The organism is Micromonospora sp. NPDC007271, assembly GCF_040634005.1.
Classification (GTDB): domain Bacteria; phylum Actinomycetota; class Actinomycetes; order Mycobacteriales; family Micromonosporaceae; genus Micromonospora.
In genome coordinates this window covers 1-24,405 of record NZ_JBEYER010000057.1, presented here as the reverse complement: position 1 = coordinate 24,405, position 24,405 = coordinate 1, and the positions used below count along the sequence as shown (strand labels likewise).

General features: G+C 69.1%; 15 protein-coding genes and 1 pseudogene. 7 read left to right on the top strand and 9 right to left on the bottom strand.

Annotated features, from left to right (window positions below; genetic code table 11):
* Positions 1–71 precede the first annotated feature (71 nt).
* Positions 72–6,083, top strand: coding sequence for a ThuA domain-containing protein (locus ABZ570_RS20765; RefSeq protein ID WP_358065849.1), 6,012 nt, complete (start codon positions 72–74; stop codon positions 6,081–6,083).
* Between the two features lie 276 nt (positions 6,084–6,359).
* Here ABZ570_RS20765 and ABZ570_RS20760 read toward each other — a convergent pair whose 3' ends face one another.
* The 3 genes from ABZ570_RS20760 to ABZ570_RS20750 form a co-directional block, all read right to left on the bottom strand.
* Entirely contained in the window at positions 6,360–8,003 is a 1,644-nt protein-coding gene (locus ABZ570_RS20760) for an ABC-F family ATP-binding cassette domain-containing protein (protein ID WP_358065846.1), read from the bottom strand.
* A gap of 79 nt (positions 8,004–8,082) precedes the next feature.
* A complete protein-coding gene (gene abc-f, locus ABZ570_RS20755) occupies positions 8,083–9,717 on the bottom strand; it encodes a ribosomal protection-like ABC-F family protein (RefSeq protein ID WP_358065843.1) in 1,635 nt (544 codons plus the stop codon).
* A gap of 397 nt (positions 9,718–10,114) precedes the next feature.
* Positions 10,115–10,330, bottom strand: coding sequence for a hypothetical protein (locus ABZ570_RS20750; protein ID WP_358065840.1), 216 nt, complete (start codon positions 10,328–10,330; stop codon positions 10,115–10,117).
* Between the two features lie 233 nt (positions 10,331–10,563).
* Between ABZ570_RS20750 and tnpA the strand changes: the two are divergent.
* The 5 genes and pseudogenes from tnpA (at position 10,564) to ABZ570_RS20725 (ending at position 15,647) form a co-directional block, all read left to right on the top strand.
* A pseudogene (gene tnpA, locus ABZ570_RS20745) lies at positions 10,564–10,962 on the top strand (IS200/IS605 family transposase).
* Positions 10,963–12,180, top strand: coding sequence for an RNA-guided endonuclease TnpB family protein (locus ABZ570_RS20740; protein WP_358065837.1), 1,218 nt, complete (start codon positions 10,963–10,965; stop codon positions 12,178–12,180).
* 57 nt (positions 12,181–12,237) lie between these two features.
* A complete protein-coding gene (locus ABZ570_RS20735; RefSeq protein ID WP_358065834.1) occupies positions 12,238–12,921 on the top strand; it encodes a HEAT repeat domain-containing protein in 684 nt (227 codons plus the stop codon).
* Positions 12,922–13,146: 225 nt separating this feature from the next.
* Positions 13,147–13,944: an SAM-dependent methyltransferase gene (locus tag ABZ570_RS20730; RefSeq protein ID WP_358065831.1), complete on the top strand. Its 798-nt coding sequence runs from the start codon at positions 13,147–13,149 to the stop codon at positions 13,942–13,944.
* A 212-nt stretch (positions 13,945–14,156) separates the two neighbouring features.
* Positions 14,157–15,647 carry a PQQ-binding-like beta-propeller repeat protein gene (locus tag ABZ570_RS20725; protein WP_358065828.1) on the top strand — a complete coding sequence of 497 codons (1,491 nt, stop codon included), beginning with the start codon at positions 14,157–14,159 and terminating at the stop codon, positions 15,645–15,647.
* Here ABZ570_RS20725 and ABZ570_RS20720 read toward each other — a convergent pair.
* From ABZ570_RS20720 to ABZ570_RS20695, 6 genes are all read right to left on the bottom strand, one after another.
* A complete protein-coding gene (locus ABZ570_RS20720; protein ID WP_358065825.1) occupies positions 15,593–16,822 on the bottom strand; it encodes an SGNH/GDSL hydrolase family protein in 1,230 nt (409 codons plus the stop codon). The two genes, ABZ570_RS20725 and ABZ570_RS20720, sit on opposite strands and share 55 nt — an antisense overlap.
* Before the next feature lie 382 nt (positions 16,823–17,204).
* Entirely contained in the window at positions 17,205–18,959 is a 1,755-nt protein-coding gene (locus ABZ570_RS20715) for a DHA2 family efflux MFS transporter permease subunit (RefSeq protein ID WP_358065822.1), read from the bottom strand.
* Between the two features lie 165 nt (positions 18,960–19,124).
* Positions 19,125–19,700, bottom strand: coding sequence for a hypothetical protein (locus ABZ570_RS20710; protein WP_358065819.1), 576 nt, complete (start codon positions 19,698–19,700; stop codon positions 19,125–19,127).
* Positions 19,701–19,746: 46 nt separating this feature from the next.
* Entirely contained in the window at positions 19,747–22,257 is a 2,511-nt protein-coding gene (locus ABZ570_RS20705) for a hypothetical protein (RefSeq protein WP_358065816.1), read from the bottom strand.
* Positions 22,254–22,877 carry a hypothetical protein gene (locus ABZ570_RS20700; RefSeq protein WP_358065813.1) on the bottom strand — a complete coding sequence of 208 codons (624 nt, stop codon included), beginning with the start codon at positions 22,875–22,877 and terminating at the stop codon, positions 22,254–22,256. Before ABZ570_RS20700 ends, ABZ570_RS20705 begins: the two co-directional genes overlap by 4 nt.
* A 230-nt stretch (positions 22,878–23,107) precedes the next feature.
* Positions 23,108–23,665, bottom strand: coding sequence for a maleylpyruvate isomerase N-terminal domain-containing protein (locus tag ABZ570_RS20695; RefSeq protein WP_358065810.1), 558 nt, complete (start codon positions 23,663–23,665; stop codon positions 23,108–23,110).
* A 263-nt stretch (positions 23,666–23,928) separates the two neighbouring features.
* Between ABZ570_RS20695 and ABZ570_RS20690 the strand changes: the two genes are divergently transcribed.
* Positions 23,929–24,354, top strand: coding sequence for a hypothetical protein (locus ABZ570_RS20690; RefSeq protein WP_358065807.1), 426 nt, complete (start codon positions 23,929–23,931; stop codon positions 24,352–24,354).
* Positions 24,355–24,405 lie beyond the last annotated feature (51 nt).

Genomic DNA, 24,405 nt, shown 5'->3' with positions numbered 1-24,405 from the left:
ACGGCGCCGGCACGCCGCACGGTCATGACCACCCCAGTAGTTCCTCGCGTCCCAGAGAGGTTCCGCATCTCATGAACGTGACCTGGCGTCCCCGCTGGGGACGATTGCTCGCGATACCCGTCGTCGGCGCGCTCGCGCTGTCCATGATCAGCCCAGCGCCGGCGGCCGCACACCCGGGCGACCACGGCCAAGCCCACGTGCTGATCTTCACCAAGACCACCCAGTTCCGGCACACCGAGGCGATCGAGCAGGGCGTACCCGTGCTGCAGGCCGCCTTCGCCGACGCCGGCATCACCTCGCAGCACACCGAGGACTCGTCGATCTTCAACGACGAGGACCTCGCGCACTTCGACGCCCTGGTGATGTTCCAGGCCTCCGGCGACCCGTGGACCGCCGACCAGAAGGCGGCGATGGAGCGCTACATGAAGGCCGGGCACGGCATCGTCGCCATCCACAACGCGACCGACATGCGCGGGAACTACGCGTGGTGGGACAACATGATCGGCACGCTGATGCCCGGCCACGCCGCCACCGGCACGAGCCCCGGCCTGCCGGGCACCGTCCGCGTCGAGGACCACTCCCACCCGTCGACCAAGCACCTGCCGCAGCGGTGGAACCGCGCCGACGAGTGGTACAACTACGCGCTCAACGTCCGCGGCGACGCGCACGTGCTCGCCACGATGGACGAGACGACGTACAACCCGGGCAACAACGCGATGGGCTACGACCACCCGATCTCCTGGTGCAAGCCGTACGACGGCGGCCGCGCCTGGATGACCGGCATGGGCCACTTCGGGGCGCACTACACCGGCGAGCCGGCCCTGGTGCAGCACATCGTGGGTGGTGTGAAGTGGGCGGCCGGCATGGTCGAGGGTGACTGCGGCGGCACGGTGTGGGACCAGTTCGAACGGGTCCCGCTGGACCAGAACACCAGCGCACCGTTCGCCATGGACGTCGCACCGGACGGCCGGGTCTTCTTCACCGAGCTGGTACGCGGCCAGATCCGGGTGTACGACCCGCGGACGAAGACCACCTCCACCGCGATCACGATCCCGGTGTACTCCGGTGGTGAGGACGGCCTGCTCGGCATCGCGCTCGACCCGAAGTTCGCCGAGAACGGCCACCTCTACGTCTACTACTCACCGGCCAGCACGAACGACAGCGACCCGGCGAACTTCGTCAACCGCCTGTCCCGGCTCACCGTCGGGCCGGGCTCCCAGATCGACCGCGCCACCGAGAAGGTCCTGCTCGACGTGCCGGCGCGGCGGCTGCCCGACGAGCCCGGCCACACCGGCGGCGGCCTCGCGTTCGGTCCGGACGGAAACCTCTACCTGAGCGTCGGCGACGACGTGAACCCGCACTCCGAGCCGTCCGGCGGCTACGCGCCGCTGTCCGAACGGGACGGCACGTTCCACGACGCGCGGGCCACCTCGGCCAACACCAACGACCTGCGCGGCAAGCTGCTGCGGATCCGCCCCGAGGCCGACGGCACCTACTCCATCCCCGCGGGCAACATGTTCCCGCCGGGCACAGCGAAGACCCGGCCGGAAATCTACGCGATGGGCTTCCGCAACCCGTTCCGGTTCTCGATCGACCCCAAGACCGGGGCCATCGGGCTGGCGGACTACTCGCCGGACAACAGCAACGACAACCCGGACCGCGGACCCGCCGGCATCGCCGAGTGGAACCTCATCACCGAGCCCGGCTTCTACGGCTGGCCGCTGTGCATGGGCAACAACGAGCCATTCCGGGACGTGGACTACCGGACGAATCCGGTGACGGTCGGCGCGCCCTTCGACTGCGCCCACCCGATCAACGACTCGGTGCGCAACACCGGCCTGACCGAGCTGCCGGCCGCCAAGCCGGCCAAGATGTGGTACGGCTACAAGCGCTCCTCGGTGCCGTCGGTAATCCCGCAGGGTGGCGGCCTGGCGCCGATGGGCGGGCCCTTCTACCAGTACGACCCGAACCTGCAGTCGGACACCAAGTTCCCCGCGTCCTACGACGGCAAGCCGTTCTTCTACGAGTGGTCGCGGAACAAGATGTACTCGATCATCCCGAACGGGCAGGGCGGGGTCGAGAAGGTCAATCCGTTCCTGCCGCAGCAGCAGTTCCTCGCGCCGATCGACTCCAAGTTCGGTCCTGAGGGCTCGATGTACGTGCTGGACTGGGGCGGCGGCTTCGGCCGCGACAACCCGAACTCGGGGCTGTACCGGGTCGACTACATCTCCGGCTCGCGCTCGCCGACGGCGAAGATCAGCGCGTCGCCCGACTCCGGCCAGGCGCCGCTGCAGGTCCGCTTCGACGGCTCGGGCAGCACCGACCCGGAGAACGAGCAGCTGCGCTACGAGTGGGACTTCACCGGTGACGGATCCGCCGACTCCACCGAGCCGAAGCCGACCTTCACCTACACCGCGAACGGCGTCTACAACGCCCGCCTCACGGTGACCGATCCGGCCGGCAAGACCGGGACGGCGACGGTGCCGATCACGGTCGGCAACACCCGGCCGAAGGTGAAGTTCAACCTGCCGCCCAACGGCGCGTTCTTCGACTTCGGCGACGAGGTGAGCTGGGACCTGTCGGTCAGCGACGCCGAGGACACCCAGATCGACGACGCCGACGTGGTGATCCAGCCGGCGATGGGCCACGACGAGCACGCGCACCCGGCCGAACCGTTGCACGGGCGCACCGGCAAGGTGGTCGCCGACCTCGGCGGCGGGCACGGCGAGGACATGAATGTCTTCTACGCGCTCGACGGCCGCTACGCCGACTCGGGCGGCGCGGGGGGCATCCCCAGCCTGACCGGCTCGGACACCACCCTGATGTTCCCGAAGCAGCGGGAGGCGGAGTTCTTCGACAACTCGTCGAACGTGACGGTCGGCTCGTCGCGGGACGTCGAGGGCCACGGGAACTCCATCGCCGGCCAGAACGGCGCCTGGGCGTCGTACGACCCGGTCAACCTGCACAACGTCGACCGGTTGATCCTGCGCGCGTCGGCCGCCAGTGCGGGCCGGATCGAGCTGCGGCGGGGCGCGCCGGACGGTGCACTGCTGGGCACCGCGCAGGTGCCGGCGACCAGCGGCGGCGGCTACGTGGACGTCCCGGTCGAGGTGGCCGACCCCGGCGAGACGTTCACCCTGTACGCGGTGTTCCCGGGTGCCGGTGAGCGGCGCCTGAACTTCATCGAGGCCGACGGCAAGGGCGTCTCGCCGACGAGCAAGCCGAAGGTCGCGGTGACCTCCCCGACGCCGACCGACGAGCTGGAGCCGGGCGAGATCCAGGTGACCGCGGCCGCGAGCGACGCGGAGAACACGATCACCAAGGTCGAGTTCTTCGTCGACGGCACGTCGATCGGCGTCGACACCACGGCGCCGTACGCGATGAAGTGGAACGCGTCCACCCAGAAGCGCTACCAGCTGACCGCGGTCGCGACCAACGACAAGGGCTACCACGCCAAGTCCCGCGTCGTGCAGGTCGAGGTCGGTGACCTCTACGGAGCCTGGCAGACCTACAGCAACACCACCGCCGCGTTCGACCGGCCGGACCAGGACACCTGGATCATCAACGCCGGCGGCGAGAACATGTGGCAGGGCACCGACCAGTACGGCTCGGTGTATCTGCCGGCGGCGGCCGGCAACACCTGGACCGCCACGGTGAAGATCGAGAGCCAGACGAACACGAACAACTCCGCCAAGGCCGGCCTGATCGTCCGGAACGACGCCACCCAGCCCGGCAGGTCGCCCGGGTACGCGGCGATGACGATGCGGGCGGGCCTCGGCTTCGAGTGGCTGCGCGACACCGACGGCAACGGCCAGCTCGACGCCAGCACCGGCGCCAGCAACACGAGCTACCCGTCCTGGGTGCGGATCGTGCGCGACGGCGGGAAGTACTACGGGTACTGGAGCAAGGACGGGAAGTCGTTCACCCTGGTCGGCGACCCGGTGACGCTGCCCGGCGCGGCCAGCCCGCAGGACATCGGCCTCGCGGTCACCGCGCACAACGCGTCGGCCACCAGCGAGGTGAAGTTCACCGGCTTCACCCTGGTCGACAAGGCCATCCACCCGGCACCGCCGGAGACCGCTCCGGGCTGCGCGATCCGCGGCTCGGACACCTTCGACGGTGACACGCTGAACACCAACCGGTGGACCACCGTGCGCAACGCCCCGAACCTGCCGGTGCGGGTCACCAACGGCGGGCTGGTGCTGCCGGTCACCAACGGCGACATCAACGAGGCGAACACCGGACCGATCAGCTACGCCGGCCAACGCGCCAAGGTCGGACCGTGGACGATCACCACGAAGGTGACCATCCCGCACGACCGCGAATGGCAGCACGCCGGTCTGCTCATGCACGGCACCGACAACGACTACGTCAAACTGGCCTTCACCCGCTCCTCGTCCGGCGGTCGGATCCTGGAGTTCCAGACCGAGGCCGGCGGGACGCGGACCTGGCACGCCAACGTCGGTCTGCCGGCGAACTTCCCGGCCACCGCGCACCTGCGACTGGTCAACGACGGTCAGAAGCTGACCGCGGCGTACTCCGCCGACGGTCAGAGCTGGACGGCGCTCGCCGGCTCCGCCACCGTCATCCCGAACGCGACCGTCGGCCCCATGGCCGCTGGCGACACCGGGGCGGCACGGGTCAACGCGGTGTTCGACCACTTCACCATCACGCCGGACGGCACGGACGACGGGGTCCGCGCACCCAGCGACGAGTTCGACGGCAGCACGCTCGACGGCTGCCGGTGGAACTCGGTGGTGCGGTACGACCCGACCAAGGCTGCGGTGAGCGGCGGTGCGCTGCGCATCGAGACCCAGCCGGGCGACATCAACGGCACCAACAACGACTCGCCGCGGAACTTCATCCTGCAGAAGATCCCCGCGGACGTCGCGGCCGGCGACTGGACGATCGAGACCAGGCTGACCCCGTCGATGCTGCACAAGTGGCAGCTGGCCGGCTTCCTGGTCTACAACAACGACGACAACTACGTGAAGTTCGACGTCGTGGCGAACAACAACGCCGGAACGCCGACCAACCTGCGCGCCGAGCTCGTCTCGGAACGCAACGCGCAGTTCGGCAACGGCGGCAACCGGTCGATCGACATCGCCGACTCGTCCGAGAGCGGCTGGTACCACCTGCGGCTGAGCCGCAGTGGGAACACCTACTCGGCCCAGATCAGCGACGGCGGGGTCAACTGGACCTCGCTCGGCCAGCCGGTCACCAACGACGCCGTGATGACCTCGTTCGGCCTGATGGCGTTGGGTCCGGAGCAGGCGCAGCCGGTCACCGTCGCGTTCGACCACTTCCGGATTCTCGACACCACGGCGCCGAGCCTGACCGTGTCGATCGATCCGGCGAAGCCGAACGGGCAGCACGGCTGGTACACCTCGCCACCGACGGTCACCGCCTCCGCGAAGGATGACCGTGGCGGCCCGGTCCGGATCGAGTTCGTCGAGGGCGACGGCGACTGGACGCAGTACCGCGAGCCGATCCAGGTCACCGAGGACGGCCGGCGGGAGCTGCGGTTCCGGGCGATCGACGAGGCCGGCAACGTCTCCGCGCTGAAAGCGGCGTCCCTGCCCGTCGACACCACGGCTCCGGTCGTGACCGTCGACGGTGTAGCGGACGGCGGCAAGTACGACCTCGGCAAGTCGCTGCCGGTCGCCGCCACGGCACGGGACGCCGCGTCCGGCGTCGACTCCGTTGCCCTCCGCTTGGACGCCGTGGCGATCGAGAGCGGTGCGGGCGTCGAGCCCACGGCGGGCGGCCACGAGTTGACCGTGGTCGCGACCGATCTGGCCGGCAACGTCAAGGAGGTGAAGATCGCCTTCGAGATCGTCGCCACCTACGACAACGCCCAGGCGCTGGTGCGGCGGTACCAGGCGGCGGGTCTGCTCAGCGACGAGCTCGCCGACCGCCTGTTCGGCCAGCTCGAGGCGGCCAAGCGCACGGCGGCGGCAAGCCGACCGGAGCAGGCCGAGGCTGCTCTGGACCGGTTCGCGGCGGCGGCCAGGACCGCCACCGACGAGTCAGCCCGCACGCAGCTGCTCGCGGTAGCCGGCTACCTCAAGGCGAAGCTGTGACCCGATAGTCGGGGAGCCCGTGCCGGCCGGCTCCCAACCGGTGCCGGAGCACATCACGCGTGCTCCGGCACTCGGTCTGCGGACGGCTCGGACCTGACCCTCACCAGGATCCCGCTCGGCGACGAACCGGTGACCGTCGACTGGCGGTTCCGGTTCACATCGACCACCGTGGACGTCGAGTTCCTCTGGCACGTGGCCGGCCCCACCCGACGGTGGCCAGCACCGGTTCGACTCAACGACCGCGGTGGAGAACACGCTCGCCGTGTACCTCGATGATCACGGCGTTACCTGTCGCGCCTGGTCGGAGCCGAGCCGGATCTCCCGGCCCTGCCAGCGTTCCCGCAGCCAGCGGTCGTGGCTGGCCAGCACGATCGCGCCGGGGCCGCTACCCAGCGCCGCCTCCAGTTCGTCACACAGACGCGGCGACAGGTGATTGGTGGGTTCGTCGAGCAGCAGCAACTGCGGCGGTCGCGCCACCAGCAGCGCCAACGCGAGCCGCCGGCGCTGCCCGACCGAGAGCCGGCCGACCGGCTTGTCCAGGTCCGCCTCGTGCAGCAGACCCAGTGAGCTCAGCGGCACCGCCTCGGCCCGCTCGGCACCCAGCGCCAGCTGGTAGGTGTCGCGGACGGACCGGTCCGGCTGGTCGAAGACGGTGTCCTGGGCGAGCAGTCCCACGGTCAGTCCACGCCGCCGCCGCACCTCGCCCTCGGGTGCGAGCCGCCCGGCGAGCACGGCCAGCAGAGTCGACTTCCCGGCCCCGTTCCCACCGGTGATCAGCAGACGGTCGGTCGCCGACACGTCCACGCTCACCGGTGCGAGCCGGCCCGGCACCCGTACGTCAGCCAGCGACACCAGCGGACCGTCGGCCTCCGCCGCCGGTGCGGCGAGCGCCGTACTCTCGAACCGCAGCGGCCTCGGCGGCTCGCCGACCTGGAAACGCTCCAGCTCCTCCAGACGGCGGGTGGCGTTGCGCACCCGCCGGGAGATCTGACTCTGCACCCGGCCAGCGCGATGGCCGTAGCCCATCTTCTCGTTGTCGCGCGGCCCCCGGTCCGGTGCGACGCGGTGCGCGGTGACCCCGGCGGAGACCCGCAGCGCCCCCAGTTCCTCCTGTTCCTCGGCCCAGCGTCGCTCCCAGCGCTCCCGCTCGGCACGTTTCTCGGCCAGGTAGGCGCTGTAGTTGCCGCCGTAGCGGACCGGCCCGTCCAGCGCGGGATCGAGGTCGATCAGATCCGTGCACACGGCGTCCAGGAAAGCCCGGTCGTGGCTGGCCACCACGACGACCCCGGGCAGGCTGCGCACCTGCTCCTCGACGAAGGCCGCGGCACCGTCGTCGAGATGGTTGGTCGGTTCGTCCAGCAGCAGCGCGGAGGGCCGCCGGACCAGCAGCGCGGCCAGCGCGAGCCGGCCGCGCTGCCCGCCGGACAGCGACCCGAGCGCCCGGTCACGTCCGACGGCGCCAAGGCCGAGGCCGTCGACCACGAGCGCCGCACGCCGGTCGGCGTCCCAGGCCTCCCGTTCCTGGGCCTGTTCGAGCCGGACGCCGTACGCGTCGAGCAGGCCGCCGTACGCGGGCGCGTCCTGCGCGGTCCGCGCGAGCTGCTCGGTGAGCCGTTCCAGCTCGGCGAGGTCCTCCCTGGCCTCGCGCAGGGCGCCGTCGAGCACGTCGGCGATCGTCGCATCGGCGTCGTACGGCATCTCCTGCTGAAGAAAACCCAGGTCGGGCGGGCGGGTGACGCTGCCGCCGTCGGGCTCGTCCATCCCGGCCAGCAGGCGCAGCAGGGTCGACTTGCCGACGCCGTTCTCCCCGATCAGCCCGATGCGGTGCCCGGGCGAGGCGGTCAGGGAGACACCGTCGAGCACCCGTCGGTCGCCGAGGGTGTGAACGAGGTCGTGGGCGAGCAGAGCGGGCTGAGGCATGGAATCCGTCCAACGTGATCGGTGTTGGGCCCGCGGGGCGACATGCCTCGGACACGGGCCAGGTCGACACGCCGGCGGCTCACACCTCGGGCGCCCCCGTCTCCTTCAGCACGCCGTCGGCCAGCCGCAGCCACCGGTTCACGCCGATCTCGCGCAGAAACCGCTCGTCGTGGCTGACCACCACGAACGCCCCCTGGTAGGAGTTCAGGGCACTCTCCAACTGGCCCGCGCTGACCAGGTCGAGGTTGTTCGTCGGCTCGTCCAGCAGCAGCAGGTGCGGAGCTGGTTCCGCGCACAGCACACAGGCCAGGGTGGCGCGCAGCCGCTCGCCTCCGGAGAGCACCCCGACAGGCAGATGGGCGCGAGCCCCCCGGAAGAGGAAGCGGGCGAGCAGGTTCATCCGCTCGGCCTCCGGCCGGTCCGGGGCGTAGTCGGCGAGGTTCTCGGCGACCGTACGGTCCGGATCCAGCAGGTCGAGGCGCTGCGAGAGGTAGGCGATGCGGCCGTCCGCCCGCTTGATCTCGCCGCTCTCCGGTGTCAGGTCGCCGCTGAGCAGACGCAGCAGCGTGCTCTTGCCGGCGCCGTTGGGACCGGCCAGCGCGATGCGCTCCGGGCCCCGCACGGTCAGGTTGACGCCCTGGCCGGCGAACACCTCCTTGTCGCCGAGACGGACGCGCAGCCGCTCGCCGAGGACCAGGTTGCGTCCGGCGGGCACCTTGGTGTCCGGCAGGTCCAGCGTGATGCGCTGCTCCTCGCGCAGCGCACGCCCGGCCTCGTCCAGCCGGGCCTTCGCCTCGCTGACCCGGCCGGCGTGCATCTGGCCCGCCCGGCCCGCGGACTCCTGCGCGCCCCGCTTCATGGCGCCGGCGACGATACGGGGCAGACCGGCGTTCTTCAGGTTGCGGGCGGCGTTGCTCTGCCGGCGGTCGGCGCGCTCGCGGGCCTGCTGCATCTCCCGCTTCTCCCGCTTCAGCTCCTGCTCGGCGTTGCGGACGTTCTTCTCGGCGACCTCCTGCTCGGCCCGCACGGCCTCCTCGTACTCCGTGAAGTTGCCGCCGTAGAACCGCACTTCGCTGCGGTCGAGTTCGGCGATGCGTTCCATCCGGTCGAGCAGCGCGCGGTCGTGGCTGACCAGGAGCAGACAGCCGGTGAAGTCCTCCAGCACGTCGTAGAGCTTGTGCCGCGCCTCGAGGTCGAGGTTGTTGGTGGGCTCGTCCAGCAGCAGCACGTCGGGCCGCTTCAGCAACTGGGCGGCGAGACCGAGGGAGATGACCTGGCCGCCGCTGAGGGTGCTCAGGCTGCGATCCAGGGTGAGGTCGCCCAGGCCCAGGCGGTCGAGCTCGGCCCGGGTGCGTTCCTCGATGTCCCAGTCGTCGCCGATGGTGGTGAAATGTTTCTCGTCGACGTCCCCGGACTCCACGGCGTCGATGGCCTGGATGATCGCGGCGACGCCCAGCACCTCGGCGACCGTCAGGTCACCGGCCAGGGGCAGGCTCTGCGGGAGATAGCCGAGGGTGCCCGCCACGGAGACCGACCCCGTGCCGGGCCGCAGTTCACCGGCAATGAGCTTGAGCAGCGTGCTCTTGCCCGTGCCGTTCGGCGCGACGAGGCCGGTACGGCCGGAGCCGACCGTGAAGGACAGGTCCTGGAAGACGGGAGTGTCGTCGGGCCAGGAGAAGGACAGGTTCGAGCAGACGATGCAGGCATCGGACATGGAGGCAACCTCGTGAGGAGGGGGCAGGAAAGACACTTCTGCCCCGGCAGAAGACAAGGGAAAGAGGGGACGACAGCGAGGCCACGTCGGCGGCGCTTCCACGCACCGGCCGGTGGCCTGTCGGTCCGGGTATCACCCGGAGATGTCGTCGTCCACCACCATGTCTGGTCTCCTCAACAAACGATCAACGTCGTACCAGTCTAACAGCAGGGGAACCGTGGACCGGAGACATGACCGGCCACCCGGTCAGGATCTCGGCCAGCCGCCTGCGCAGGTGTGCGACGCCCCGGTCCAGGGGGCCTCCAGGAGTTCCATGCCGCCGGTCGACAAGAAGATCATCACGCCGCCCTGGACCCAGCGGGGCAGATTCTCCTCATGTTCGACGCGCTCGTCATTCCTACGATGAATGCGCGCCATGCGCCGAGTCGTCGTGCTCGCGCAGCGCGCCAAGGAGGGCCTTGCTGGCCGTCGCGTAGGCGTCGAAGCCGAAGCTGACCTCCTTGCCCCGCTGGCGGTAGCTGATCCAGCGGCAGCGGAAACACAGTGCGACATCGGTGAGGTCGCCCTCCTGGTCCCAGGCGCGCATCGCGTACCGGGGCAAGAAGCAGCGCATCCGGTCGCCCTCGGGCAACTGCGCAAGCTTTGAGACCAGATCCCTGGCCGGCTCGCCCTCGAGGATGGTCAGGTGTCTGCCGAGCGGCGCGGCGTCCCAGGGGTGGTTGTGCCACTGGTCGCGGTCGATCTGCTTGATCGAAATGCGTAGCGCGTAGACCCCGGCTTTAGCTGTGGGGTTAGCGTGTCAATGTCGGACGGACAGTAGATAGCTCGGTGCTGTGTATTGCGCGGGTGTTCGTTGCCTTGCGGTCGAACAGCAACGTTGTGTTTTAGTGCGCTTTCCATGTCGTGTGGTGCCCGAAGTACCGGCGACGGGTGCTCGGCGGCCGGATCGAGGAGCGGTTGAGGCAGCTCATCGGCGAGGTGGTGGAGGAGAAGGGGGCGTGGCTGGTGGCGTTGGAGGTCATGCCCGACCAGGTGCATCTGCTGGTCGAGGTGGACCCGCAGTTCGGCGTTCACAAGCTCGTCAAGGCGATCAAGGGACGGACGTCTCGGGTGTTGCGTGAGGAGTTTCCGTCGCTGCGGTCGCGGCTGCCGACGTTGTGGACGAACTCGTATTTCGTGGCGACCACTGGCGGCGCTCCGTTGGCGGCGGTGAAGGAGTATGTCGAGCAGCAGAAGGGCCGTTGAGTGCTGACCGGTCGCCGCTATCTGCTCGCCTTTACACCGGAGCAGGCTGTCTACGCCGGGACGGTGGGGGCGATCTGTCGGGCGGTGTGGAACACGGGGTTGGAGCAGCGTCGTGAGTACCGTCGCCGCGGCTCGTTCATGGGCTACAACGAGCAGGCCCGGCAGGTGGCGGAGGCGAAGAAGGACCCGGTTTGCGCGTGGCTGGCCGATGCTCCGTCGCACGTGCTGCAGCAGACCCTGCAGGATCTGGAGCGGGCGTGTAAGACGCATGGGACGTGGAAGGTGCGGTGGCGGTCCAAGACGCGCACTGCGCCGTCGTTCCGGTTTCCGGACGCGAAGCAGATTGCGGTGCGTCGGTTGAACCGGCGGTGGGGTGAGGTGCGGCTGCCGAAGTTCGGGCCGGTCAGGTTCCGGTGGACCCGGCCGTTGGGTGGCGCTGTCCGTAACGCCACGGTCTGCCGTGACGGTGGGCGCTGGTACATCTCGTTCTGTGTCGAGGACGGCGTGGCCGAGGTGGCCCCGAACGGTAAGCCGCCGATTGGTGTGGATCGGGGTGTGGCCGTGGCGATCGCGACATCTGACGGCGGCCTGGATGACCAGAACTTCGTCACCCCGGGCGAGGCGGCCAGGCTCAAGCGGCTACAGCAACGCCTGTCGCGGTCACTACGGGTCCATGGCCGCAACCGCGGGTCGAAGCGCCGCGACGCTACCCGCGCGCAACTCGGCCGGCTCAACGCCCGTATCCGGCACCGGAGGGCTGACTTCGCCGCGCAGACCGCCGTGCGCCTGGTCCGCGAGCACGGCATGGTCGTCGTCGAGGGTCTGCGGATCAAGAACATGACTGCCAGCGCGAAGGGCACGCTTGAGCAGCCCGGCCGTAACGTGCGTCAGAAGGCTGCCCTGAATCGGGCCATCCTGTCCAAGGGCTGGGGTGGGTTCCTGCGCAAGCTGGAGCATGCCGCCCGCTACCACGGAGCCAAGATCGAGAAGGTCAACCCCGCGTACACGTCGCAAACCTGCCACGCCTGCAAGCACATCGCCCCGGAATCCCGCGAGAGCCAAGCGGTCTTCCGGTGCGTGGCCTGCGGGCATGAGGACCACGCTGACGTGAACGCGGCCAAGAACATCCTCGCCGCCGGGCTGGCGGTAACCGGGCGTGGAGACCTCGCCGTAGGGCGGTCCGTGAAGCGCCAACCACCCGCAAGGCTCGCGGCGTGAATACGCCCCAGCCACGGGAATCCCCCGCCCTTCAGGCGTGGAAAGGAAGTCAACCCCGTGCTGGCTGTCAAGGGCCAGGCGTGGAAGGCCGCCAAACTGCTGGCTGACATCGGCCGACCCGACGACGACGTCGTGCAGGCGCTGCACGCGGCGCTGACCCGCTCCTCGGGGCCGGACCAGTCGTGGGTGGCTCGTGCGCTGTCGCGGCTGGGCCGGCTGGACCTTGTGCTCGCCCAGATCGATCGTCTTCCGCGGGAGGTCGTGGTCGGTGCGGTCGCCGCTCCGTACACCAGCTTCCGCAACCAGGCGGTCACCGCACCGCGGCTGGACTACCGGCCGCTGCAGGACGTCATCGAGCGCCGGCCGGCGTACGCGACGGCGCTGGCCCAGGAACTCCAGCCCGGGCGGGGGTACTGCGACGTCACCGTCGACGAGGTAGACGATGCGATCCGGGGGCTGGCCTCGCCGCACGTCGTCATCCGCCGGCATGCGGTCTGCGTTCTCGGCGAGCGACGTCTCGGTGCCGCCGTCGCCCGACGAGCCCTGCCGGTACTCGCGCAGATCGTCAGCCAGGATCCGGACGTCACCGTGCGGCGGCTGGCAATCTTGTCCCTGCTGTGGTGGCGCAAGGACTCCCAGCGGTATGGGAACGTGGTGCGCGAGGCGCTCAACGACCCCGCCGCAGACGTCCGTGAGGTCGCCGCCCATTGGCTGCGGGAACAGAACGATGGGCCGGCGTGACCGCGTTCGTGCGGTAGGTGGGATGGCCCGGACGTCCGTTTCGAGCGCGGTGCCTGCTTGGATATCGCGACCACCGCGTCGGGCTCTCCATTGGTTTCGCCCGGTCGCGCTGGCACCGCGACCGCCCTCGTCGGGGGACGTCGACAGTGGACGCTGCCGGGTACGATGCCCCTCGTGCCGCAGAGGTGGCCCACAGTTCGACGATCCCCTCGATAGGAGCCTGGCATGGCTGGCCCGAATGCCGAACTCGCCGCGGAGATCCAGTCCGATGTGCCGCACGCGGCGCGGATCTGGAACTACTGGATGGGCGGCAAGGACAACTTTCAGGCCGACCGGGCGGCCGGTGACGCGGTCGCCGAGGTCTACCCGGAGATTGTCGTCATGGCGCAGCAGTCCCGCCGGTTCCTGGTGCGGGCCGTGCGTTTCCTGGCAGCCGAGGCCGGCATCCGGCAGTTCCTGGACATCGGCACCGGCCTGCCCACCATGCAGAACACTCACGCGGTCGCCCAGGAGGTCGCGCCCGAGTCGCGGATCGTCTACGTGGACAACGATCCGATGGTCCTCGTGCACGCCCGGGCCCTGCTGACCAGCACGACCGCTGAAGGCGTCACCACGTACGTGCCCGCCGACTACCACGACCCGGAGAAGATTCTCGCGGAGGCGGCGCAAACGCTGGACTTCGACCAGCCCATCGCCGTGATGTTCATGGGCGTGATGGGCTACGAACCCGACCTGGACATCGTGCGCTCGATCGTCCAGCGGACGATGAACGCAACCACGTCCGGCAGCCACCTGGTGCTGTGGGACGGCACTGACACCAGCCCAGCCGTGGTCGACGGCGCCGAGCGGCTGACCGAGAACGGCGGCGTCCCGTACATCCTGCGCAGCCCGAAGGACCTCGCCACCTGCTTTGCGGGGCTCACGATGGTGGAGCCCGGCCTGGTTCCCATTCCGCTGTGGCGTCCGGACGACGCCAACGCCAAGGGCATCGACGCGTACGGTGCAGTAGCCCGCAAGCCCTGATCATTGCGGCACGGCTGGCTCTTCCCCTCCCAAATGGTCGCCTGCCGGATGCCGAACGGGCAGCCGCTCGGCCTCGGCGGGAGGGGCGACCCCAAGCTCGGCGCCTTCGGCCCAGGGCTTCCCAGCGGTGGCTTTGCAGCTGGCGCCTTGGTCCGCCAGAGCACCATCGGCAGCGGTAGGGTGTCCGGCACTTGCGCGTGGTGGGAGGCCTGGTGCGCTGGTGGAAGATCGTCTTGCCGCTGGTCTTGGTAGCAGCGCTCGTGGTTGCAGCCGGAGTAGGCGTCTACCGGTGGGTGCGGCCCGGTGAGTGGATCAGCGTGGCGTCCGGTCCCTATCCTTCACTGGACGCCGCGTCTCCCGGTGTCGTGGCCGAACTGTCGGCCGCTCCCTTGATCGTCGATGGGCGGCTGCGGGTCTTCGCCAGCGAGCACGACGTCTGGGCCGAGCCGCTGACGGCACCGGCCGGGACGAAGCCACTCTGGTCGTTTCACCGGTTCCCGGCGACGGTCACCGGAGTGGTGGTGGCATCGGCGTATGGCCAGCAGCCGCCGGTCATCGCGGTCAAGTGGTCCACGGGAAGCCTGATCGGCATTGACGCCCGGACGGGTCGGGTTGCCTGGCGCCGCATGGTCGAGAAGCATCTGGGTGGGGACCACTGGATTGGCGGACCTACCGGCGTTGCCACGCTCTACGGGGACTCTCTTCTCGGGCTGTTCACCGCTGAGAATGCGCAGGCGGAGCCGGTTATTGTCAGCGCGGGTGAGCGAAGTGTCGAGGCATTCCATCCGGCGACCGGGCAATCACTGTGGCGCGTCGAGCTGCCCGGTTGCACGGGAGTGCAGTGGACTGGCAAGAGGGTCTTCGCCGTGGTGGTGGCCTGCGATCAGCCCAAGAGCATCCATCTCTACGACGCCGGGACGGGGCGGGTGGTCGGCACCTGGCGTCCGGACGCGGATACGACGGCGTCCCAGGATTCGTGGATCGTGATCTGGCGTGTGGGCTGCCGGGTGGCTCTGTCCGAATGCGCTGGCTTCGTCATCAGCGACGACGGCGGTTCCTGGCTGCTCGACGGGGACGGACAAGTCGTTGCCGTATCCGATGTCGGCTGGCCATCGGTCCTGGTCGAACAGGCCGTCGTACGAGTTGACGACGGTAGGCGCGCGATTCGTGCCGTATCCGTCCACGATGGCAGGCAACTTTGGCAGTGGCCTTCGGCGGAGGAGATCGTCGACCTCGCCGCAGACGAGCACGGTGTGTACGCGATCACGCGTACTGATCAGCTTCTCCGGCTGGATCCGCGGTCCGGAAATCTGATCTCCAGCGTTGTACTGCCCCCGGCGCACACGATTCGTTCCATGTCTACGCAAGCGGCGGATACGTTGTCGTCGACCGGTCGAACTTCGACTTCACCGACCGTAACGCAGCTTGGTCCCTTCCGCGGGACGCCCGCCCGGTGCTCCTCGTCGCCACGGGCCGCTAAACCCGTCGGAGGGCGACCGCGCGGGTCGCTGTGCGATTGCGGGGGCATGGCAGTCAGGCGCCGGGGCCCGCTTGCAGGGCCCGCGCCGACTGGCGCGGGCCCTGCAATGGTCGTCCCTCAGCGCTGGGCTGGGTGCGAAGAGCTGCCCGAGTTGGAGGACTGGTGCTGCTACCGGTTGCACTCGAGCTGGCTGAGGTTGACGGCGTTGGCCATCGCCTGGTAGCCGGCGTCGCTGGGGTGCAGGTGGTCGCCGACGTCGTAGGCCGGTAGGAACCGCTTGGGGTTCGCGGGGTCGCGGGTGACCTGGTCGAAGTCGATGACCCCGTCGAACTCGCCGCTGGTCCGGATCCAGGTGTTGACCTGCTCGCGGATGACCTCCTTGGCGGGGCTGTAGTAGCCGGCGCCCTCGAACGGGGTCAGCGTGGCACCGAGGATGCAGGTGTGGTTGGTGTGGGCGCGGGCGATCAGGATCCGGTAGGCCGAGATCAGCTGGTCGGCTGATGTCGCGACACCGCCGCCGATGTCGTTGATGCCCTCCATGAGGATGATGGTGCGCACGTCGGGCTGGGACAGCACGTCTCGGTCGAATCTGGCCTGGACGTTCACTCCGGCGCCGTCGGTGAGAACCCTGTTGCCGGAGATGCCTTCGTTCATTATGCCGAACTGGTGCGCCGGGGGCTGTTCCGCGATGCGGCGGGCGAGGTAGTCCGGCCACCGGTGGTTGGCGTCGCGGGTGGACCCGTAGCCGTCGGTGATGGAGTCGCCGAGCGTGGCCACGGTGTCGACCTGCTGCCGGGTGTCGACGACCAGCGCATCGACCCAGTACCAGCGCGTCGCTTGCTGGGTGAAGGCCGTGCCGTCGGTGTCCGCGGCGTGATCACCGGCCCCGGAGATGAAGTTGGTCTGCATGGCCAGGTTGTGCCCTGTCAGGCTGCCGCTGGCGCCCTTGACGTGGATGCTGACCGTGAGATTGGTGTCGGCCGGCACGTCGCCTGGCAGCGGGTCGCTGAGGACCTCGGCGCCGTTCGGAACAGTCACCGTCTTGCTGCCGGCGAAGGTGACTTGCCGGTTGGTGCCCGGTACGACCCCGGCGCCCTCGCTTTGCACGCCAACGTAGACGGAGTCGAAGGTCACGATGCGGTCACCGAACGCGTTCGACAATGAGATGCGCAGGTTGCTGCCACCGATGCTGGTATGGATGATGTTGCGGACTGTCTGGTCGGTGAACGACCCGCCGACACGGTCCGCGCTGGCGCCCCAGGTCACGACCTGGTCGGTGGTGACCGAAGTTGCCTGTGTGGAGGCGTCGGAGTTCGGCTCGGCGGCGACTGGTCCGACGAGGGCGGCGACCGTTGCCAGGCCGCTGGCGATGGCAAGCCCGGTGGTGACTATGGGCATGCGTGGCTGCTTCATCAGGAATGACTCCCTCAGTGTTGTTCTACGTGACGGCATTTGGCCGGGCAGAAAGGGTCCCCGAGGCGACCGGTCGAGCTGGGACCGTGCGTTCGGCAGTCAGGCGCCGGGATCGCCGGTCGTTAGTCTGTTGCCAACGCATGGGCCACGCTAAGTGCTCGAGTGATAACGCACAGCCATCTGGTCTTGCAATTGAGGTGAACGGCTCCTACTGGACGATGAGCGGTTCTCGCGTGCCGACAAGTGGCCGCAGCCGGATCCTCGTCGGTGGGCGCGGCGACTTGATCGACGCCGTTGCCGCGCGGCTGACCGCAGTCGTCGACTTCATGCGCGCTCAGGCCGCTGCCGGCAACGAGGCGTTCGCCGGTCACCTCGCCGCAGGGCACCATCTCCAGTACCTGAAGGATACGGAGTACGTCCGCGAGCAGCGGATGGTGTTCGAGCGGTACCTCCGCGGCTGACCGGACAAGAAGTGGCGGGCGCGACCTTCCCGGCTACCAGGTGGCCTTGAGTTCTCCGGTCTCACCGGCCCGACAATGGGTGCCGTCATCCATAGCCGGCGGATCACCCCTGTGGGGGGTGAAACGAAGTCCTTGGAGCGGATCAGGACGAAGGACAGCACCCCGGCGACGATGGTGACGATCGCCGCGAGTAACAGGATCTCGTTCAGGGCGCTGGCAAAACTGCCGCGCGCGATTTCGACGAGCAGGCCGCGCTGCTGTGGCGGGACGGTGGCGAACAGTCGGCTCACGCTGCCGTTGCGCAGGGCCGCCGCGATGTCGGCGCTGTGCCCGGCCAACGGCGTTCCAGCGGTCTGGGTCTGCACCACGGTGGTCAGCCGGTTGGCGAACAGGGTGCCCAACAGTCCGACGCCGGTGGCAAGCCCGACCTGCCGGAACGTCAGGTTGATGCCCGAGGCCATCCCGGATCGCCGCGGCTCCACGACCCCGACCGCGGTGGAGGCCAGCGGTGGGTTGACGAACCCGACGCCCACGCCGGCCAAGATCAGCCCCGGGATCAGGTGTGTCCACGACGAGGCTGCGGTCAGGCCGCGCATGAGCAGCAGCCCGACGCCGACCAGCACCAGCCCTGGGCCGACGATGGTGCGGATCGGCACCTTCTTGCTCAGCCACCCCGCCACCGCGCTGGCGACCAGGACGCCGCCGGAGAGGACGAGCAGCCGCACGCCGGTCTGCAGCGCACTGTAACCGAGCACGTTCTGCAGGTAGAGGACCACGTAGAGCAGCATGGCGAAGATGCTGAAGGAAAGGCCGAACGCGGCGATGTCGCCACCGACGAAGGTGGGCACCCGGAACAGCCGTAGCTCGAACATCGGGTGCGTACTGCGGATCTCGACCAGCAGGAAGGCGATGAGCAGCACAGCGGCCGCGGCGAAGCATGCGATGACAACCCTCGCCGTGAAACTACTGCGTCCCGCTTCGATCAGGGCGTAGATCAAGGCGGCCAGTGCCCCGGAGAAGATCACAAAGCCCGGCCAGTCCGGCCGCTTGGCCTGCTCGTCGCGCGACTCGACAACCCTCAGCATGGTCAGGACCAGCGCGACGACACCCACGGGCACGTTGACGAAGAAGATCCACCGCCACGACAGGCCCGACACCAGCGCGCCGCCGATGATGGGACCGACGGCCGCGGCGAGCCCGGCCAGGGCGCCCCAGACGCCGAAGGCCACGCCGCGCTCGGCACCACGGAACGCGTTGGCCAGCAGGGCCAGTGAGACGGAGAACATGATGGCCCCACCGATGCCCTGCAGGCCACGGGACAGTTCGAGCATGAGCGGGGACTGCGCGATGCCGCAGAGCGCGGACGCGGCGGTGAAGACGACCAGGCCGACCAGGTAGATGCGGCGGCGGCCGTAAAGGTCCGCCAGCGACCCCGCGGTCAGCAGGAGAGCGGCCAGGGTGAGCGCGTACGCGTCGACGACCCACTGTACGTCGGAGAAGGACGCTCGCAGCGACGCCTGGATGTCGGGCAGCGCCACGTTCACGATCGTCAGGTCGATCAACAGCATGAACGTGCCCACGCAGACCGCCGTGAGGGTCCACCATTTCGGGTCGGCTCCTGCATGTGGCGACCCGGCGCCGGTCCGGCTTGGCTCGGTCATAGCCAGGAGAGTACCGATACGTGTAGCGTTATATGCATCTTGATGAGCATTTAACCGATTCGGGTGTTACGCCCAGTCCTGCTGGCACGCTGTCCGCAAGCAGCACTGGTCCGTGGCCCGCGTCGCGGGCCTCAAACGACGCTCGATGGCGATGAAGAGCGGCAATCATTCGGCCCTGTCCTTGCTGCAGTGGAAAGTGTATTCCTCCCAGTGCAGGGTCAGGGTTCCATCGTTGTAGGACACGGAACTGTCACGCCGTTCGCCGTCGCCGCTTCTCGTGAAGGGGAAGGCTTCCTTGGCGACCAGGGCCCTGTTGCTACTCAGATCCTTCGGTAGCTCTTCGATGGTGAAGTTCGCTCCCGACGAGTGAACCTCCAGCCTGCCGTTTGTCAACCGCCAGGTTCCGCCCTCCCGCATGCCAACAGGGAACTCGCGTCCCCCCGGGCTGGTCTGGTTGTCGCCGAGTTCTACCAGGGCCCAGCTGTCGCTGCCGACGAAGACTTTGGCCCTGATGGGCCTGTCGCTGTCCGTGCCTCCGGATCTGTTGCACGTCCACGTACCGACAGCGATCTCGCTAATGGACTGTTGAGTCAAGTGCCGTGCGGCTACTGTGCCGCCGATGCCGGCCGCGATGCCCGACCCGACCAGCGCGAGCGCCAGAGCGATACGTAAGGCCCGAGGCTTACGACCGCCCGTGCTCACCGACGTCTTCGTCCCTTGGCTTTCGACATCGTGCGCCATGGGTCTCTCCTGTCTCATTCGATCATGAACGAGGAAGGTGACTGCGTCAGGGGCAGTGCACCGTCGGTTTGAGTTTCGGCGGGATCTGCTGGCACATCTCGGTCGGCTCACCGAGCTGCTGCCAGTAGGTGTCGACGCCCCAGCTCCATCTACCGTTGCCGTACCGCAGGATCACATAGCTTTCGCGTCCGACGCCTGTGCTGCCGTATGCGATGGTCGTCCACGCGCCCGCCCAGCCGCCCTGGCAGGTGACGCCCGCCCGGTCGGCGGTGACCGTCACCTTCGAGCCCTCGAAGATGCCACTGCCGAGCCGGCTCGCGGTCCGGTTGAAGTCGGCCTTGGACAGGCACGGCTCCTTCGGTCTAGTGAGCTTTTTCCCGCTCGGTGCGGCTTGGGGATCACCGGCCCGTGGCGGCACGAGGATCGCCTCAACCTTGGTGGCAACCTTCACGCCCCGGCCGTCCGTCTCGGTGTAGAGGGTGCCGTCCGCAGTCACGACGGCCTTCGTGGAGCGGGTGAGCTGGCGGACGGCGAGGAGCGGGCCGGCGTCCACGCTCACCCAGCGCTGGCCGTCGAGCCGCCACAGGCTCTTCGGTATTACCGTCTCCATGTCCTGCGTCCACGGCAGGAAGCTCTGCGACCCGATCGTGGCGTAGAGCTTGCCGTCGTAGCCCCACCACAGGTCGTGGACCGCGACCACCTCACCGGCCGGGCCGTACCCGGCGTGGTAGATCCCGGCGGCGAGTTGCTGGGAGTCCACGACCGTCCGCGTGGCCTTGTCTGGATCGACGACCGCCACGTCGATGTCGGCTGACGCGGCCTCGTACTGGTAGCCACGCGCGTATGCCAGTTTGGTGCCCCCGGGGGTGACCGCCGTGGCACCCACGAAGCCGTTGTCGTCGAGCGCCTCAGCGGAGCCGTCCGCGTCGACGAGGAAGGTTTCCGTGGTGTCGGTCGCCTCGTGGTACTGGCGGCTGACCAGGAACCGGCCATGGACGCCGGCGTGGATGCGCACCGTCGACGCGGTGATGCCCTGCCGCTGGTGCTCGGTGAACTCGGCCGTCTTCGGCAGGCGCAGCGCGACCGGCGCTGACCCGGGACCGCCGGCAGCGTTGGCCTGCACGAGCTTTCCGGCGCGGTCCAGCCAGGCGACGCGGTCCTGCCCGGCAGGCGCTACCGAAGTGCAGCCGCCGCAGGGCAGGTCAGCGCGGTGACCATCGGCAACGGAGATCGTGACGACACGCGCGTTCGGCCGCCCGGCCCTCTCCACCGCCGCGAGGTAACGGCCATCGTCGGTGAACTGGGCGTCGACGAAAGTGCCGCGTACGCGGTGCGCGACCCGGTCCATTCGCACAATGCCGAGCTCGCCGACGGCGCGGTACGCGTACAGCGGGCCCTGTGCGGCCAGTTCGTCGGCGACAATGCCGAGTGCCTCGTTGGTGAGCTGAATGATGCGCGCCTCGTTGACGTGGAAGCAGTCGGCGAACAGCCCGAGGAACATGTGCGACGGCGCGTCGATCTTCGCAAGCCGGCCGGTGTCGACGAGGCGGTCGTTCACCCAGTTGCGCAGTAGCGACATCGTGAGCCGACACTCGCCGATCCGCTCGGGAAAGTCGCCCGCCGTTGCCGAGTCGGTGCCGACGACCACGTCGCCCAGATCGAGCTCGCCGGGGGACCGTAGCGCGAAGAGCCCGCCGGCGGCATCCTCCAGCACCGTCCGCGATGTCAGCGTGTGCACTCGCATGCCGGCCGGCCAGCCGCTCAGGGCGGCCAGCTCGGGGCTGCCGGGAACGAAGGCGCGGACCGTGGCCAGCTGGTCGGCCAGCTTTGTCAACTCCCGGCAACCCGGCAGATCCACGCCCTCGCACTGCACCAGCAACAGATGGATCACCTCGAGCAGCGCGGCGACCCGCTTGTCCCGCAGAGCCCCGATGTCCGTCGCCGTGTCGAGCAGGCTGGTGCCCAGCTCGGCGAGCCAGGACCCTTCGTAGGGCGTGCCGAGCGTCACGACGAGCCCGATCCGGCCCCGCCGCTGGGCGCCGTCCGGTGCCGCGTCGCTGACCGCCCAACGGGTGACCAGGCCGCCCATCGAGTGGGCAATCACGATGGTCTTGTGGCCCTGGAACGCCTCCTGCCCGGCCAGGCAGTTCTCCGCCTCCACGAACAGTTCACCCCCTGCGCCGGGAAGCGCGAACCAGCGGTGAGCCACGTCGTGGTAGTCCAGGGTGTAGACGGCGGCGCCGGCGAGCCCCTGCAGGTTGCCGAGCAGACTGTGGTTGACCGACGGCTTGTTCGGCAGGGTGGAGTAGGTGATCGGCTGCGACCACGTCTCCGGGCTGCCGTTCCAGCCGTGGACGAGCAGCACCGGGGTGAACCGGCCGTCGGCGTGCGGACGCAGCCCCGGTATCGACCCGTCTCTGCCCCGCTCCGGATCCGCCAGGCGCGCCGTGCCGCACTCTCTCGGCGGGGCCGCGTCCGCTGCCGCATGTGCCGCCGGCGGCGCGGCCAACGCGGCGACGAGCAGGAGCGCCGCGGATGCCGCGGCCGGGCGGCTCACGGCTGCTCCAACCGGAACGTCCCGGACACCCGCCAGGTGCCGTCCTCATGGACGACCACCAGCGTGTACCGGCGAGGAGCCTGATCCCCGCCGGCCACGGTGACCTCCACAGATGCAACCGCCCCGGTCCGCCGCCACGTCGCGCGGTCGACCGTGACCGTGCTACCCGTTGGCAGCGTTGCGGACAGATCCGCGAACCGTTCCCGGGTCGCGGCGGACCAGACGCTCGTATCGCCGCGCGCCACCGCCGCAGGCAGACGTTCGGCGAGCTCGGCGACGGCGGCGATGCGCGCCTGCTCACCGGGGTCGGCCGGCTTGCGGACCACCACTGCGTTCGTCGGGGCCGGCGGTGCCGCGGTGGCCGGCCACAGCAGCCACACCCCGACGCCCAGGGCTGCCGCGAGGACGGCACCGATGATCGCGACGAGCACGTGACGGCGCAGCTGCGGCATACCGGCACCTCCTCGAGGGTGGGTCTCGAAGGTAGTCGGATGCTCACGCTCCGGGTACAGCCGTTCAGTTGGGTGCCAGGAGAACTTTGGCCACGTCGACTGACCGGGACGGGTCCCGGACGCGACAAAGGTGTCGTGCGATCGCGGACCGTCGGGCAGCGCCAGCACTCCGCCGCCTGCTGCCCTGGTCACCCAGCACTTCCACAAGATCAGCCGCAAACCCGAGCTGCCCCCGATCCGGCACCACGACCTACGCCGCGAGCCTCCTCGACGCCGGCGTCGACATCAAGGTCGCCTCCGAACAACTCGGCCACTCCATCGCGAACGCGGACATCGACGTCGCGAACTGGCCGAAACGCCCGCTGCTGCCAAGAACCTCAAGGCCGGCGCCGGTCTGGCTACTCCGGCCTGATGCGCCACCGCCACGGGCCCACATCGCCGAACCGCCCGGTGTGCCGTAGCAGAACACCCGTGGGATGCCGCCGCTCCGTCTGAGCGTCCGGAGCCAGCCGAGCCAGAACCGCCGCACTCAGCTCCGCGGGCGGCCACCACTTCGCTTTCAGGCCCTGGGTGATGTCGTAGGTGTGGATCAAAATCTCGGCGACGCCAAGCGCTGCAAAGCCGCTGACGTCGCACGGCCCGAAGTGCCACGCTCGGGTATCCGGCCCTGCGGCTCGCAGCGCCGCGGCGAGGAGTCCGCCGCATGCTTCTACGACCATCAGCACCGCCGGCACTGCGGCGTCGTCGCGGATCACCAAATCCAGTGGCAGGTATGCGTCCTGTGCCCGGCCGGCCAGTTGAGCCGCGTAGGCGAGCAGGTCATGGCCGATGTGGGCGAGTGTCTCCCGGCAGCTCCAGTCGAGGGTGCCCGCGACGGCGGACCAGTCGTGGGCCACCAGCGGCCTGAGAGCCTCGCTCATCAGCCGTACGGCCCGCTCCAGATCATCAGCATCCACGCCCCGGATTGTGGCAGCCGGGCAGGCGCGCAGACATCGAGCGGTACGTGCGCTGGCTGCAGGACGTACGCCGGCTTCCAGCCCTCGGCCGCCTCCCGCCGCCGGTCCGTGGTGGTCGACCGCTACCGCGCCCGCAAGAACCTCGACCGGCATCCCAACTATTTCCTCGCCGCGGACCTGGCCTCCAGACCGTGACGATGACGACGAGCGACTCTGTTGATGAGCGTGTGCAGCAGGTCGAGGAATCTCGATAGGCTCGGCGCGTGGCAGACGAGATCACACCGCAGCTGTTTCCGAACCGTATTGCGGATGCGGTCGGGCCTGGCCCGGGCGGGCCTGCCCGCGATCATTGCCGGTGCGTCGGCTATTCGGCGGCGACCCGGCCTGCGACCGTCTCCTTCCACGGGGACCGGCAGGACACCGAGGCGGCGGGCTGGCAGCATCTGCTTGCGCTGATCGACGAGGCGGCCGCGGATGGGCGGACGGTATTCAAGCCATTCGTGGAGCTGAGCGCTCCCGAGCGGCGGCAGATTGTCACGCTACCGCCGACGATCGCGCAGCTGACCGCCGTCAAGCATCTGGTGCTCTACGGTACAAATCTGGTTCGCATCCCGCCCGAGATCGGGGCCATGACGAACCTCGAGGTCTTCGAGCCCTACACGTCCCAGACTGCACTGGTACCCGTTTGACATCCTCCCCGCCCTAAAGGACGGGGATTCCCTTGGTCGCCCTCGGGTTTT